Annotated in this window: 15 protein-coding genes; 3 read left to right on the top strand and 12 right to left on the bottom strand. The window is 34.0% G+C overall.

Annotated elements, in window-relative coordinates; translation table 11 throughout:
- The first annotated feature begins 10 nt into the window (after window positions 1-10).
- Together QMO11_RS07105 and QMO11_RS07100 are read left to right on the top strand one after the other, a co-directional pair.
- The gene (locus QMO11_RS07105) at window positions 11-1,105 is read left to right on the top strand and encodes a lactonase family protein (protein WP_282036660.1); all 1,095 of its coding nucleotides are present in this window, start codon (window positions 11-13) and stop codon (window positions 1,103-1,105) included.
- Window positions 1,105-1,323 carry an Imm17 family immunity protein gene (locus tag QMO11_RS07100; protein WP_282036659.1) on the top strand — a complete coding sequence of 73 codons (219 nt, stop codon included), beginning with the start codon at window positions 1,105-1,107 and terminating at the stop codon, window positions 1,321-1,323. The genes QMO11_RS07105 and QMO11_RS07100 overlap by 1 nt, the downstream gene beginning before the upstream one ends.
- An 83-nt stretch (window positions 1,324-1,406) precedes the next feature.
- On the opposite strand, the gene QMO11_RS07095 is transcribed toward QMO11_RS07100, so the two are convergent.
- Window positions 1,407-2,093: a YkgJ family cysteine cluster protein gene (locus QMO11_RS07095; RefSeq protein ID WP_282036658.1), complete on the bottom strand. Its 687-nt coding sequence runs from the start codon at window positions 2,091-2,093 to the stop codon at window positions 1,407-1,409.
- 187 nt (window positions 2,094-2,280) lie between these two features.
- Between QMO11_RS07095 and QMO11_RS07090 the strand changes: the two genes are divergently transcribed.
- Window positions 2,281-3,720, top strand: a complete 1,440-nt coding sequence (locus QMO11_RS07090) for a sensor histidine kinase (protein WP_282036657.1) — start codon at window positions 2,281-2,283, stop codon at window positions 3,718-3,720.
- Window position 3,721: 1 nt separating this feature from the next.
- On the opposite strand, the gene QMO11_RS07085 is transcribed toward QMO11_RS07090, so the two are convergent.
- The 11 genes from QMO11_RS07085 to tssD (QMO11_RS07035) all read right to left on the bottom strand — a co-directional run bounded on the left by QMO11_RS07085 (window position 3,722) and on the right by tssD (QMO11_RS07035) (window position 14,457).
- A complete protein-coding gene (locus QMO11_RS07085) occupies window positions 3,722-4,021 on the bottom strand; it encodes a hypothetical protein (RefSeq protein WP_282036656.1) in 300 nt (99 codons plus the stop codon).
- 1,580 nt (window positions 4,022-5,601) lie between these two features.
- Window positions 5,602-6,006, bottom strand: a complete 405-nt coding sequence (locus QMO11_RS07080; protein ID WP_282036655.1) for a hypothetical protein — start codon at window positions 6,004-6,006, stop codon at window positions 5,602-5,604.
- 76 nt (window positions 6,007-6,082) lie between these two features.
- Complete coding sequence (locus QMO11_RS07075) at window positions 6,083-6,493, bottom strand: hypothetical protein (protein WP_282036654.1); 411 nt, start codon at window positions 6,491-6,493, stop codon at window positions 6,083-6,085.
- Between the two features lie 237 nt (window positions 6,494-6,730).
- Window positions 6,731-7,138 (bottom strand): hypothetical protein, encoded by a 408-nt coding sequence (locus QMO11_RS07070; protein WP_282036653.1) that lies wholly within the window; start codon window positions 7,136-7,138, stop codon window positions 6,731-6,733.
- Window positions 7,139-7,698: 560 nt separating this feature from the next.
- A complete protein-coding gene (locus QMO11_RS07065; protein ID WP_282036652.1) occupies window positions 7,699-8,688 on the bottom strand; it encodes a hypothetical protein in 990 nt (329 codons plus the stop codon).
- Window positions 8,689-8,690: 2 nt separating this feature from the next.
- The gene (tssD, locus tag QMO11_RS07060; protein WP_282036651.1) at window positions 8,691-9,095 is read right to left on the bottom strand and encodes a type VI secretion system tube protein TssD; all 405 of its coding nucleotides are present in this window, start codon (window positions 9,093-9,095) and stop codon (window positions 8,691-8,693) included.
- 12 nt (window positions 9,096-9,107) lie between these two features.
- Window positions 9,108-9,533, bottom strand: a complete 426-nt coding sequence (gene tssD / locus QMO11_RS07055; RefSeq protein ID WP_282036650.1) for a type VI secretion system tube protein TssD — start codon at window positions 9,531-9,533, stop codon at window positions 9,108-9,110.
- A gap of 11 nt (window positions 9,534-9,544) precedes the next feature.
- Window positions 9,545-12,091: an ATP-dependent Clp protease ATP-binding subunit gene (locus QMO11_RS07050; RefSeq protein ID WP_282036649.1), complete on the bottom strand. Its 2,547-nt coding sequence runs from the start codon at window positions 12,089-12,091 to the stop codon at window positions 9,545-9,547.
- Window positions 12,092-12,127: 36 nt separating this feature from the next.
- Window positions 12,128-13,510: a DUF5458 family protein gene (locus QMO11_RS07045; RefSeq protein WP_282036648.1), complete on the bottom strand. Its 1,383-nt coding sequence runs from the start codon at window positions 13,508-13,510 to the stop codon at window positions 12,128-12,130.
- Between the two features lie 31 nt (window positions 13,511-13,541).
- A complete protein-coding gene (locus tag QMO11_RS07040) occupies window positions 13,542-13,988 on the bottom strand; it encodes a hypothetical protein (protein ID WP_282036647.1) in 447 nt (148 codons plus the stop codon).
- 79 nt (window positions 13,989-14,067) lie between these two features.
- Entirely contained in the window at window positions 14,068-14,457 is a 390-nt protein-coding gene (gene tssD, locus QMO11_RS07035) for a type VI secretion system tube protein TssD (protein WP_282036646.1), read from the bottom strand.
- Between the last annotated feature and the right edge of the window lie 5 nt (window positions 14,458-14,462).

Here is a 14,462-nt window from a genome sequence, read left to right as displayed (position 1 = left end):
AAATTATTGTATGAAAAATATAGCTTTATCATTATTACTGGTTTGTCTTTTTGGATGTAGTTCGGCCGAAGATCATACGGTTAGTCTGTTCATAGGTACAGCTGGTAAAAGTGCCACTAGTGGAATATCGGTATGTAAGTTTGATACTTTAAGTGGTGCGCTTTCTGAAGCACGTGTAGTGGCTCATATTCCAAATTGTAATTATTTGCACATATCTAATGATGGTAATTATTTATTTTCAGTAGCTCAAGATTCTGATAACAGATTTATGATTCATTCCTACCAAATTTTGGAGAATGATAGTCTACAATTTATATCATCGGTTAATTCCTTAGGTAATGGTCCTTGCTTTGTGGAGTATATTGATGAAAAGAATTTATTGATATCAGCGAATTATTCATCGGGCAGTATAGCATACTTTAAAGTAAGTGATCAAGGTGTTATAAATAAAGGAAAGAGTATTTCTCATACAGGAAGTGGCCCCAATAAGGGAAGACAGAAGAGTCCGCATGCACATAGTATTAGATATGATTATAATAATGGCTTTTTTTATGCCGCAGATTTAGGTGCAGATAAAGTAATGGTTTATGCATTGGAAGGCGATGACTTGGTGATTAGAGATTCAATTATGTGTAATCCCGGCGATGGCCCAAGACATTTAGATTTTCACCCGGATAATTCGATCATGGTTGTAGTGAATGAACTTTCAATGTCAGTAACAACTTATGCACTAAATGAAAAAGGAATTTTCAAAGAAGAACTACAAACATTAACATTGGTTCCTGCTAGTTTTGAAGAGCCTGCAAAGGCAGCAGATATTCATTTCTCGCAAGATGGGAAATATCTATATGCCTCAAATAGAGGTTTTGATGCAATTGGTATTTTTAAGGTTAATGCAGATTCTAAATTGGATTTCTTAGAGTTTCAAACAGAAGGGGTTAATTGGCCTCGTAACTTTAATGTAACTCTTAATAATTGGTTGTTATTAGCCAATAGAGACGACAATCAGCTTAGAGTATTTGCACTTGAAAATAATGGATTGTTAAAAGTAAGCGGAAGTGTTGCAGATACTGATTTACCTATTTGTATTAAAGTTAAAAAGTAATGAAAAGTAATAGTTTTCTTGATATACTATTTATGTTATTTGGACTCCTGATGTTTGGAGCGGCTCTCTTTAATTGGGAGTATTTTTTTAAACAAAGAAAGGCGCAAATGTTAGTGAAATTTGCTGGGATAGTAGGTGCTCGATTAATTTATGCGCTCTTGGGTTTGTTTTTTACTCTATTTGGAGCAAACTCTTTCTTTGGTTTGGAATGGTTTTAGAGCCAGGACCTCAAAAAAATACGAATATGAGATACTGTTTTTTTGCGGTCCTGTTATTTCAATTTTGTGAAAGTAAAATTGTATTATTTTTCCAACCAATCGTTTCTTAATTTCTCATCAGAGAATATTTTTACCATAAATTCTTCAATGGTATATTCTTCAACTGTTTTTTCTTTTGCTTTGATAAAACCCACAAAGCCTTCGTTCATATATCTTCCGGCTCTTAGTATAAAATCGAATAACTTCGGAAAATCGGATTTATCCTTCGGATTATCATATTTCATTTTACATGAGCTTTCATCTGAAGATAGATAAACCCTGCACGACATCGGTCTTACTGGATATATTGAACAGGCCCCTTCAATTAAAAATGGACAAGCGTGCGAGATGTCTTGCTTTTTCTCTTCTTCTAATCCTTTTGTTTTTTTTAATCGTTGCTTTGCATTTGTTAATAATCGAGCTCTTTGGCTTTCATCAAATGCTTGATGCATATATTCATGTATCAATAAAGCTTCATTAGTAGTAAGGTATACCGGCTGATAACAACACCATTTACAACCTTTTTTACATGCAATCGGAGTTTCCTGTTCAATGGCTCTTTGTGCAAATGATTGAGTGAGCTGACTTACAGCTTGATAATTGGCTTGCATCCCCATAAAAAGAGGGGTTAGTGTTTTAAAATTGGTGATGTTGTTAATAGCCAAATTATATCCATCCTTATAAAAGGTAAGATTTATTTCTTTGTCTTTAGCTGATAATTCTTTGCTCATACTTTACAAATTCAGTAATTGAAAATTCAATTTACACAGGTCGCAAAAGTACATTTTTACTTTATCATACCCAATCATTTAAATACAATTCACTTTATGGCTGCTATTGTTATTGTTTAAAATAGTTTTATTTTTGAATATCAATTCAAGCCCTAAAAGTTTACCTAGACATAATGAACATAACTCTATGAGATACCATTCTTTTCTTAATAAAGAAGATGCCGTTTGGGGCGAACAACAAGTTGTTCGTTTTAGATGGGTACTAATTACTGCAATCCTTGTTCTTATTGGGTATATATTTTATGAAGGCAACACCGAAAGGGCCATATATTCATTGCTATTATCATTGTGTTACATTGCTTATAACTCAGGCATTAGTTATTTAATTAAAAAGCATAGTCAAGCTACTTGGGTCAGCTATGTCTCCTCATTTATTGATGTTACTATTTTAAGTGCCCATATCTTTAATTACTCCTATTTTTTTAAGCCTGTAGCAGTTTCTACTGCAGCAAGTTTATTTTTATATGGGGTGTTAATTATGTTATCTGTTTTAAGGTATGATGGTAAGCTTGTTATTTTTACTACTATTTATGTGGTTATCTGTTATAATGTGATTTATTTCCTTCGTTATCCTTATATCGATCCTCAACTTATTGATCAAATTGCTTCGGGAGGTCCTGAAGGAGTAATGTATCGAAGTGTCTATTTTATTTTAATGGGTTATTTTATTTTTAGTATTCCTAAGATGATAAATAGGTTAGTGGAGCGCCAAAATGAGGTTAATAATGAGAGGCGTGATATAGAAATTCAATTGGCACTAGAAACTCAAAAAAGAGAGTTGGTAACTAATAATTTAAAAGTAGAACAGCAGTTTAACAATCAGTTAAACAAACAGAAGTTAATTATTGAGCAACAGAATAGTTCTTTAGAAAAAGCAATAGCAACTAGGGATAAATTGTTTTCAATAATTGGGCATGATTTAAGATCGCCTTTTTGCTTGCAAGCTTCTCTATCAGAGTATTTGATATATGATTTTCATAGTTTAGATCAAGAGGTTTTACTTGATAGTATTTATGCAATTAACAAAACTTCGAATGACGGCTTAGCTTTATTGTCTAATTTGATTGATTGGAGTAAAACGCAAAGCAACTTATTAGAATCTAAACCAACTCAGGTTAATGTGAAAAAAGCAGTAGATCAGGTTGTGTATCAGCAATCAGAAACTGCAAGATCTAAAAATATTGAGGTTAAAAACATGGTTGGATCAGAGTTTTGTGTAAAAACCGACGAGCAGATGTTCGTAACTGTGCTCCGTAACCTCTTATCAAACGCAATAAAATTTACACATAACAATGGTCAAGTATCTTTTAATTCCTTTTATGAAGAAGAAAACTGTATTGTTCAGGTTAAGGATAATGGTATAGGAATGTCTTCTGCGCAGATTGATAAAGTGTTTAACGATTCAAACTACAGCTCAACATTAGGAACAAATCATGAGCAGGGTACTGGTATTGGTTTGGGATTATGCAAGGATATGATTGAAAGTAATAAGGGAACTATATCCGCAATAAGTGAGATAGGGCAGGGAACAACGATTCAGCTAAAGCTGCCAAAGCTTAAATGCTAAATTAGTATTGAAAAGCACACCAGTTTTGACTCTCCTTCGTAGGCTTTTTTTCATGGATTAAACTATCCAAGAATTTACCAAACATCAATTGATCTCTCTCAGCCAAAGCCATGTTGTATTCCTTTATGGCATTTGATAATTGAGAAAAAATAATCTTCGTATCAATATCTTTAAAATCATTGATTGATAGGTGACTAATTGTAGAATAGTTGTAATACTTTTCTGTTAGCTTGTTTAATTGAGATAGTAAAGTATCTCTTTTATTGATGATCAGTTGTAATTTTCTAGCCCATTTTTCCATGACATTATTTTTTAAATTCCTATTCAATTTACAATAAGAAATTCCTTAAGTAAAGCGTATTAACATTTTTTTTACAAAAAAAAACACTTGGAACTCTTAATTAATGAAAGTATCAGCTAATAAGTATTCATTATCTTCTTCTAATTATCAAAGCTCACTATAACTTAATTCACAACTTTATTTGGTGCATCGAGAGTTTTTATTTTACATACTGGTATCTGTTTTGCCCTTAAGGCACTAGTATTGTAACTTTGTAAATGCCGATATATGCAGGCTAATTAGCAACACCTAAAGTATAAGCTACACAGTCAATATAGAATAAACCCAACGTTTTACATTGTGCAAAATCCTCTTGTGTAATTTGGTTTTAATAGGATTACTCAAATGTTGAAGTATTATTCAGCCTTCGGTTTATACTCCTTAGTTAGGTGCTAAATTACTGCGCTGGGTCTTATATAGTTTTAAGTAGAGCCCGCATTCTCCTCGGAGACCATATATAGTTCTATTTATCGCCCTAATTTTTACCGGACACCAATATATAGTATTGTTTATTCACTAAATTATTGTTAGCAGTCATATATAAAACTGTTTATTGACCAAATCCTTTCCGGATGGGCATATATAGTTTTATGTAGGGCTCCACTTCTTGTCGCTTGCAAAATATAGTTTTGTGTAAACCTCAATAGAAAATTAGCCTTAACATATAATTGTGTTACTTGTTTGTTAAATGCATATGGTGGCTAAAATTGATAGTATTGATGCGATTTCCATAATTGAATGGTTTAATATGCATTAGTAGCCAAATTGAGGTTTATATAAATTGTATTGTTGTATATTTGTGTGAATATTTTCATTATCAGAATAATAGAACTGTCTAAAATCCCGAGCAGGTGCTGATGCAAGTGGCATATCCGAAAATGCGGTACTCCCTAAAAAGTAAATGCCTGAAATTGCCCAACCAATTATAACAGGCTGAAAATTTATATATTATCCGACGTAGGCAGAGCCATACGCCGAATGATTTACATTATTTATTCGCTAAGCAGAGCGTGAGTCGCAATAGGTATTAGTTGCAAGGGTGTTTAAGTTCAGAAATAGTCTAGGATCGCTGTTGTAGTTATTAGGTTCATAACCTAAAATAATATCCATAATATTCAAGTGTATCAAGATTAATTAATATAGATAAAAACACCGCGACCGATGATATAATATATGCCATCACAAAAAAAACATTTTGTATCTCTTTTTTACGTGGCTCATGCTTCCATTTCTTCTCTAAAAAATAAAAAGAATGATTATTCTTATATCTATAATGATTTATAACTAACAAACATAAGGTCAAAACAACACCATACCAATTTTTAATCGGATAGTCTGGTACAAGGATAATTGCAAGGAAAAAGACTAAGCTAGAGAAATTAAGCATTTGTAATAGCGTAATAGCACAATTAGTTAATATATCAGGCGTCCTTTCTTTTGTTGAATATTTATAAAATGCATAAATACGATAATAACAATAATCAAAGAGTTCCATAAGCATTAGTAACCAAATTGGGGTTTATATAAATCTCTATAAAAATTTAGCATGGTGTTGTAAAGAAAAATATATAAAATGGAATGCTTAAGGATGTAACGATATATAGCAGTGTATAATAAAAACTATTTCTTTTTATTCGCTTACTTGATGCCATAAATTCCGTAACAATTTTATTATGTTCTCTTTTTCGGCCAAGAAGCATATAATTTAATATACCAACACCAATAAGAAATATTGCAATCCAAATTTTAACATTCGTATTAATTTCGGGTATAGCAATAATCTCATTTTTAAATATAGCAACTAAGCTTAGTGGGATACTCATTAAATTGGTATATAATAAGAATGTGATAGTAATAACAGCATTAATATGTGCATTTTCAGGCTCATCTTTCTTTTTTAACCAAAGAAGAAATAAATTATAATAAAGATATCTATATATTTTCATTTGGAATAATATGAGAATTTAGGAATGATCGGTGGTATTACATACGTCTTGTCAGGCACTCAAAGTGGTGTAATATCTATTTAAAATTGACACCTAAATATTTAATTTCATCAAAATTAACTGTTATAAGCACTACTATAACAAGTGATGCTATAATATACCCTACTATAACATATCCATTTTTAACTTTTTCCCTACGTGATTCATGCTCCCAATCTTTCTCTAAAAAATAAAACGAACGTTCATTACGATATCTAATATTATTGAAAATTATTAAAAATACACATAGTACTCCTATATGTACCTTATTAAAGTCATAATCTAAATTGAACATTGCACACGAAAAAAAAATTATAGACAAAATATTAAGCATTTGCACTAAAGCTGTTGCGCAGCAAGCAGGAATGTCTGGGAACCTTTCTTTAGTTGAATACTTATACGCAGCATAAACACGGTAATAAAAATAATCAAATCGTTTAATAAGCATTAGTAGCCAAATTGGGGTTTATATAAATTGTATTGTGGTATGTCTATACGTGTATTATCATTCTCAAAATAATAGGGCTGTCTGAAATCCCGAGCAGGTGCTGATATAAATGGCATATCTGAAAATGCGGCTTTGTTGTTTTATTCACAGGGCAGAGACCTTATGTAAAGCGACGTTGCCAGAGGCATACGCCGAACGATTTACATTGTTTAGTTGCTAAGCTTAGCAGGAGGGGGACTAAAACCCTATGTAATATCCACAATATTCTATTGTATCACGATGAAGAGAAACCAATATGAAACTAACAAGCGAAGCTATAAGATATCCAATTATAATAAATCCGTTCTTAACCTTGAGTTTGCGAGATTCATCTTTCCATTTTTGCTCTAGAAAATAAAATGAACGTTTATTTCTATATCTAAAATAATTAAAGATAAAACTATTTAAACATAAGACCACCATCTGAACCTTATTAAAGTCATAACCTGTATTAAAAATAGCAGCCAATAAAAACAATAATGACAATATGTTAAGCCCTTGAAATAAAACAACTCCACAAGTAGCAGGTATTTCTGGCCATCTTTCTTTTGTTGAATATTTATATAAAGCATAAACACGGTAATAAAAATAATCAAATCGTTTCATAAGCATTAGTAGCTAATTTGAGATTTATATAAATCCTATTGTGGCATATCTACACGAGTGTTATCATTCTCAAAATAATAGGGCTGTCTGAAATCCTGAGCAGGTGCTGATACGAATGGCATATCCGAAAATGCGGCACTACCTAAAAAGTAAATGCCTGAAACCGCCCAACCAATTATAGCAGACCGAAAATTTATGTGTTATCCGACGTAGGCAGAGCTATATACCGAATGATTTACGTTATTTAGTTGCTTCGCTCAGCGAGGGGGGCAGTTCATTGCCCGGGCTACTTTTTGTAATTACTGACTAGAAATTCTATTCAGAATGCCTACTAAGAACGCAATAAAAGAGACTATATACACACATAAAATTGATATATATATAATTCTTCTCTTCCAAGATATACTAGTTCTTAATAACTTTAAAAAAGCAATCGGGTCTTTGTGATGGTCATTAAACAAGCTAATATCCTGTCCATGTTCTTTTAATATAAACTTTATAAAATAACTCGTGATAATAAAAACCCCTAAGACCAAGAATAGTGTTCCTTCTTTCATACTTTAATAATTTATCCATTTCTTTATTAACGTAGGAAGTGATGGTATTGAAAAACCGATTGTGTAGGTCTCATAATTAGCGTAAGCACCAGGCAATCCTGCTGATATACCATAAGAGTTAACTTGATATTGCTGAGGGCCATAATGGTCATAATAAGTATTTGACGAAGAGGAATAACTACCAAAATGTGCACCAAAACTCGTTGTATTACCATAGCCAAAAGTATCTTCTATGTTGAGAGGTTTACCATCTAATCTATGACCATTTACTGTATTTACCCCCACCAAGGTACCTTCAAGTCCTTGCCCATTCATATTGAAGGTTAATGTCATACCAATATATTCTCGACTGTCCTTCAAGAATGAAATTGACATCCCATTAAGTGGAATATAATCTTTGATTGCAACATGTAACAAATCAATAGAAACACCTTCCAATGTAGGATTACTACCCCCTACCGAAGAGGCTACTTTCCCAGCTCCACCATTATAATCATCTAAAAGGCCTGCTTTTTCGTAAACCAAAGGCAAATCAACCATTTTATGTTGAACGTAATACCGCTCACCCGATATTGTGTTTATTGCTCCAATTGAAACAGTTTGCTCTGCACCTTCACTATTAACCCTAATATCGATTAAGCTACTATTTAGTGGTAAAATTATTTTATTATTAAAACCTAAATCAAGTGTTATTATTCCTGATGTTTCATTTATTGTTAATATTTTCTTTTCAATATCCTCAGAGTTTGTGTTATAACTCCTAGCAATAGCTTCTTTTGAAGTATCTATCCATTGCACTGTGCCTTGCATATACTGATCTAAACCAGGTTCGGCAAAAGGAGATCCATTACCTGACATGTGATCAGGAGCAATAGCAATATCAGAGGTATAGGCATAACCTACACCTTTAATAAAACCCTCATACTGTAAGCCATGCATTTGCATAACTTGATAAGCGTCGTACGTAATAAAATTATTATTATAATTTGCCATGATTACTCCACCCAGTGGTTATCAAAACTAATACCATTTATGCTTACCTCTTCAGGAGATATGGTTAGCGACGAAACTAAACCTCCGCCCATTGAATCAACACGACGTTTAAAACCCACACAATAAGCATTTAAAAAACTAATTTTTAATGGCGCACTACCTGATTCTATCTTGAATATAATTTCACCATCTTTCAGCATTGATTTCATGGCCCAATCGTAAATATTAGTGGGCACCACCTGAGTAATTCCAATTTGCATTTGGCCACCTCGCACTCTATTTTGAGGTTCACCTTTATGATCTACTCCCTGATTAAAATTTGTATTAAACTCACTCAACTCATACTCTTGTCCATCAATAATTAACCAGGCTGTTGTGTTGCTATCTACTTGTTCTAAATTTATCATAACAAAAGGGGTTTAAAGGTTTTTCCAATTATTTTCAATATTTGTTTCGCCAACAATAATTTTACGAGCCTGTATTACCATTTGTGTTGTGGTAAATCCTTTACCTTTTTGGCTATAATTAATACTAAGATTGACACAAGCTGCATCTTCAAACATTATTTTTTCTAATGGCTCGTCGTTAGCGTTACAAACCACTATGGCTCCGCTTTGTAGGTTACTCGATTTTAACATCCACTCAAGCATGTTATCCTTTGGTATATTAGGAAATACTATTGATATAGAACCTCCTGTAACTTCGGTTTGGGCTTTTCCGTTAGAGTCAACCCCTTGTCCGAAACCAAACTCACACTTTGCAAGCTCGTAACTATCGCGGTAAAGGCCATTGATACTCGAATCGTCTAATGCGCCAATACGTAAAAAACATTTGTGTCCAAACATAGTATAATAAATTAAGGATTAGTTATTAATATATCTTTATTCTCTGCTTCGCTCTCGGTACCTGTTGCTTCAATGGCAGGTGGCAATTCATTAATATGCCAACTTAATTCGTTGTTGGCATCAAGTGCCACATATAAGGTGTCGTTTTTAGTAATTTTATTACTAATTAAAAACTTAGAAATAGGTCGGCGTAGGTAATTACGTATAATACCATTTACTTGCCTAGCTCCGTATTTTGGCGTAAAACCTTTATGCGCTAACATGCGTTTGGCTGCTTCACTTACTTCAATGTTAATGCCTTTACTCTCAAGCACGTTAACAATGCTTTTAAATTGTATATCGAATATTTTAAGTAAAATATCTTCGCTAATAGGGGAGAAGGGAACAATTTCTGATAAACGAGCCAAATACTCCGGACGGAAATACTCGCCCATAACATCCATTATTTGTGTGGTACTAGGGTTTTTACCAGCTTCTTTTTGCTCAATTAACCATTGGCTACCCACATTTGATGTAAACAGAATAATAGCATTTGAAAAATCGCCTTCTTTACCTAAGCGATCGTGCAGTTTACCCTCATCCATTATTTGTAAAAAGATATCGTAAACCGAGGCATGTGCCTTTTCTATCTCATCAAAAAGAACTACGGCATAAGGTTGTTGGCGTATTTTATTTACCAACATACCACCTTCTTCGTAACCAACATACCCCGGAGGAGCTCCGTAAAGTAAGGCTGCAGAATGTTCCTCTTTAAACTCCGACATATCAAAACGAATCATCGCTTTTTCGTCGTTAAATAATATTTCGGCCAAGGCCTTAGCTAATTCAGTTTTACCCGTACCTGTTGGGCCTAGTAAAAAGAATGAACCAATGGGCTGGCCTGGTTTATTCATACCACTACGCGATTCTAAAATAGCATCAACCAATGATTTTAAAGCGTCATCTTGTCCTACAACTCTGCGGCGCAATAACTCTTCCATATTCAATAGGCGTTCTTTTTCGCCCGACTGAATTTTTCCGATAGGAATACCCGTTTTGTTAGAAATAATAGCAGCTACCTCGTGCGCAGCAACTTCTTCAATTTTATCCTTAACAAAGTTACCTATCACTTCAACCGACTCGGTTAAATAATTATACCAATCGGTATAAGATTCTATTTCGTTGGTATCTTTCTCTTGTGTAAGTACGCCCAATAATACTGGGCTTAACTTGTTTTGCATAGATAGGTGCACCATTTTAAGTGCTTCGGCCCTTTGTTCTTCAGGCGTAGCATGGTCTCCTTCTATTTCAGCAATTTGTTTGGTTAAATCAAGTACGTCAGATTTGGCTGTTTCGTTTACCATTTTAACAGCCGACATGGTTCTATCGAGCAGGTCGATAGCAGAATCGGGGAGTCTACGATCTTTCACATAGCGCTTAGCCATATGTACACAGCTACTAATGGCCTCGTTGGTAACAGCAAGCTTATGATAGTTGGTGTAATGTTTTAATACCGAGTTTACCATTTTAATGGCATCGGTAGAATTAGGTTCGTCAATTTGTAAAACTTCAAACCTACGACTAAAGGCGTGGTCGGGTTCAATTAATTTACGGTATTCATCAACAGTGGTTACCCCAATAACGGTAAGGTTACCTTTAGATAGTTCGGGTTTTAATATTCCGGCTGCACCAGAGTTGCCTTGTTTTGGGTCGAGCAAGGTTTGAATTTCGTCGATAAATAAAATAGCTCTATCTACCTGATTAATTTCTTTTATTAAACCCTTAAGTCTATCTTCTATTTCGCCTTTGTAGGTAGCACCTGCAATAAGTGCTCCTGTATCGAGCTCGTATATTATTGAAGCCTCAAGGTAAGATGGCACATTGTTATGTGCAATATTGTAAGCTAAACCATCTACTAAAGCGGTTTTACCAACTCCCGAATCACCGGTTATTAGTACATTTGGCTTACGATGACGGCCTAATATTTCCATCATCATGCGCGTTTCTTTATCGCGACTTACAGTAGCATGTATTTTTAAATCTAAAGCAAGTGCCGTTTTATCGATGCAATATTTAGCAATAGAAACCATTGGTTTTGGAGCGCCCGAGGCTTCCTCGTTCATAACATTAGCAATGGCTTCGTTTGTTTGCGTACCTTGCATAAACAAATCGAACACCTCGTTTTCGCGTATTGGAAACGATTTTAATTGATCTGCATCAAACCCTACTCCTGGCTTAGATATTGCTGTTAAAACACAAATAGGATTTATCTCTAACAAACCCCACTTTAACCTCACATTATCCGACTCTTCAAAAATATCGGCTATTTCTGGTGTAGGCACAATTTCGGCACTGGATGCATTTTTAGGCACCTCGTCAATGCGCACTTCGGCCCATTCTTCTAAATAGCTAATGTCTTTTTCAAGACTCTCAATAAAACCCTGTAAGCCAATTTCGGGATGCAGTATTGCTTTTAAGAGATGGGCAGGAGTATAACAGCTATTGCCATACTCCCGGGCAATCCCTTGCGCAATGCGCACCGATGTTTTGACCGACTCATTTAAATTTAAAAAATCCATCTACTCGGTATTTATAATCGTTACGATTAATGTTCGTTATCCTTGTTCTACATCTGAGCTCCACTCAGTACCATCATCACCTTTAATACCATCAAGTTTAATTACAAAACTTTTAGCTGGGAAATAAGGTGTTAAATGAAGGTCTAAAAAGATTCTATCTTTTTGTTTAGGATCGCGCTCAAAACGAAGAATTTTAAATTTCTCGATTAAACGATCAGGACCCTGAACACCATCTAAAAACTTAACAATTTGTGAACGTAAATCGCGTTCTGCTTTTGAGTTCCAGTTTTCGAATGAACGACGGTTTAAGAAATCGAAAAGCACTTTTGTAATATAATCGAATACTCTAACTACCGAGTATGTTTGTAAACCTAAGTTATCGCCATTAAATAAAGTTTTAGCAGAGAATGCCATTACTTTACCATACTCGTTTACCATTGGGATAAGACCCATTTTTTCGAGCTGCGAAATTTCACTTTTCTTTAATTGGAAAGCAACACCATCAACCTCGTTAATACTACCATATTTTTTACCGGCAGTAACTTGCGACATTAAAGTACGGTATACTTTACCTGCTAAAGCTGCTGAAGGAGAAACATGAAGATCTTCCTCTTCGCCTAACTCGGCATATTTACCACGACCAACTAACCAGTTACACGACATAGTAGTGTTGGCTTTAAAAGTATCGCCACTAGCTAAATTTGATGAAAAGAACATTTCAACAACATCATCTGGTTTTTCAAGATCGGCAAAATCGGTAAATAACATTACTTTGTTATCGTAAGCTATTTTCGACCATTTTTCAACAACCTTATTAGATCCAAGGTATCCAGGTAACGAAAGAATAGAGTAATTCATTCTAAGATCTAATTTATCGTAGTTTTGCTTTAACTCAGCAGCTACAAAATCAATAAATCTTGAATTATCTAAATCGGTTACTTGCTCTGGTGTAGCATTAACAATAGTAATATTTGTTAATTTATCCGATTCGGTGTTTTTATAAAAAAGCATTACACCACGGTACGAACGCTCTAACTCTTTTACTGTATTTACCGCTATCAATTGACTCTCGGCCAATTTTTTAGATACAGAGGCTGCTTTGGCCTTACTTTTATCTAACATTTCGGTAATGCTATCCGAAGAAGTTAGTAAGTCAACCCATAGGTCGATAGTGTTTTTTAAAGCTTTGCGTTCTCCTACTTTTTGTTCATCAGTAAGAAATATCTTTTTACGCGCTTTACGCTCAGGATTAAGGTTTTGAATTCCTTCTACTGAAGACTCTAAGAAGTTAAATCCTCCAAATTTAGATAATTTACCAATTGAGTCTGCTAATACTTTAGCGTTTGATTCTTGATTTGAGACAGCTGATTGTTGCTCAGTTTGCATTACCTCTTCGGCTACTGCTGTATTTTCTGACATGATTTTTAAATTTAAGTACGGTTAAAAGAAATTAGTCTTCTAGTTCGTTACGAAGTTGTAAAAGTGCATTAACAAATGCTTGTTTTGTTTCAGGATCTTCAAGAGCTCTTTGTAATACTTTATTTGATCGCAATTGCTTTGTAAGTAATTCGTAAAAATTATTTTCCTGACTAAGACCATTCATAAATGCACTTTTATCAGTCATATTTTTTACGCTGAAATCGCCAACATTAGAAAATTTCATATTTTCTTTAACAGGCTGACCTGCTTCGTTTTCAAATTCGATGTCGATATTTGGCATAAAATGCGCAAAAACATCTTCAATTGTACTTAACTTTTCAACAGCTTCTGGGTTATCAGGATCTTCAGCTGTAAGTTTTTCAATAAGTAATGTTCTGTTTTCAGGGATTTGAGCTATTGCTTCTCCACCTTCAATTTTTACTTCATTCCCACCAATTTCATAATCTAGGATTGCCATAATAATATGTTTTTATAATTATTTTAAATGAAATCGGGATACCAACCCGTTATTTACAATTGGTATCCCTTTTTTTAAACTAGTTTGGCCAGTTTTGCTCATATTGAGCACCACCGATTTTAAGAACTTGTGCAGAAACTACAAAAGTTGTTGACATCGGACGAGCACCAACTACATCGATTGACTCCTCAAAAGAAACTATATAACCATTCTCCCAAGTAAGCTCTTTCATTTTAGCTTCTTCATCACCTTTTTTAAAGATAACGCTACCTGCACTTGGTTTGAATTGATTAACCATTTGCTCAAGGATTGAAGTGTCTTCTGTAGACTCTACACGAACACGAACTTTACCACCATAGATATTTGAAGCAGGTCTTCCTTTTGCATCAACATCTCTTTCTAATTTGTAATCACAATCTAGCACGTCAAACTCTTTACCTGCTAAACTTAGGGTTGCTCTAAAAGCCATAATCT

Source organism: Saccharicrinis aurantiacus (genome assembly GCF_947489045.1).
Lineage (GTDB): Bacteria > Bacteroidota > Bacteroidia > Bacteroidales > Marinilabiliaceae > Saccharicrinis > Saccharicrinis aurantiacus.
This window is presented reverse-complemented; position numbering and strand designations above follow the sequence as displayed.

Coding starts and splice junctions, on each gene's coding strand:
- QMO11_RS07105 (WP_282036660.1), top strand. CDS start 11: ATGAAAAATATAGCTTTATCATTATTACTGGTTTGTCTTTTTGGATGT.
- QMO11_RS07100 (WP_282036659.1), top strand. CDS start 1,105: ATGAAAAGTAATAGTTTTCTTGATATACTATTTATGTTATTTGGACTC.
- QMO11_RS07095 (WP_282036658.1), bottom strand. CDS start 2,093: ATGAGCAAAGAATTATCAGCTAAAGACAAAGAAATAAATCTTACCTTT.
- QMO11_RS07090 (WP_282036657.1), top strand. CDS start 2,281: ATGAGATACCATTCTTTTCTTAATAAAGAAGATGCCGTTTGGGGCGAA.
- QMO11_RS07085 (WP_282036656.1), bottom strand. CDS start 4,021: ATGGAAAAATGGGCTAGAAAATTACAACTGATCATCAATAAAAGAGAT.
- QMO11_RS07080 (WP_282036655.1), bottom strand. CDS start 6,006: ATGAAAATATATAGATATCTTTATTATAATTTATTTCTTCTTTGGTTA.
- QMO11_RS07075 (WP_282036654.1), bottom strand. CDS start 6,493: ATGCTTATTAAACGATTTGATTATTTTTATTACCGTGTTTATGCTGCG.
- QMO11_RS07070 (WP_282036653.1), bottom strand. CDS start 7,138: ATGAAACGATTTGATTATTTTTATTACCGTGTTTATGCTTTATATAAA.
- QMO11_RS07065 (WP_282036652.1), bottom strand. CDS start 8,688: ATGGCAAATTATAATAATAATTTTATTACGTACGACGCTTATCAAGTT.
- tssD (WP_282036651.1), bottom strand. CDS start 9,095: ATGATAAATTTAGAACAAGTAGATAGCAACACAACAGCCTGGTTAATT.
- tssD (WP_282036650.1), bottom strand. CDS start 9,533: ATGTTTGGACACAAATGTTTTTTACGTATTGGCGCATTAGACGATTCG.
- QMO11_RS07050 (WP_282036649.1), bottom strand. CDS start 12,091: ATGGATTTTTTAAATTTAAATGAGTCGGTCAAAACATCGGTGCGCATT.
- QMO11_RS07045 (WP_282036648.1), bottom strand. CDS start 13,510: ATGTCAGAAAATACAGCAGTAGCCGAAGAGGTAATGCAAACTGAGCAA.
- QMO11_RS07040 (WP_282036647.1), bottom strand. CDS start 13,988: ATGGCAATCCTAGATTATGAAATTGGTGGGAATGAAGTAAAAATTGAA.
- tssD (WP_282036646.1), bottom strand. CDS start 14,457: ATGGCTTTTAGAGCAACCCTAAGTTTAGCAGGTAAAGAGTTTGACGTG.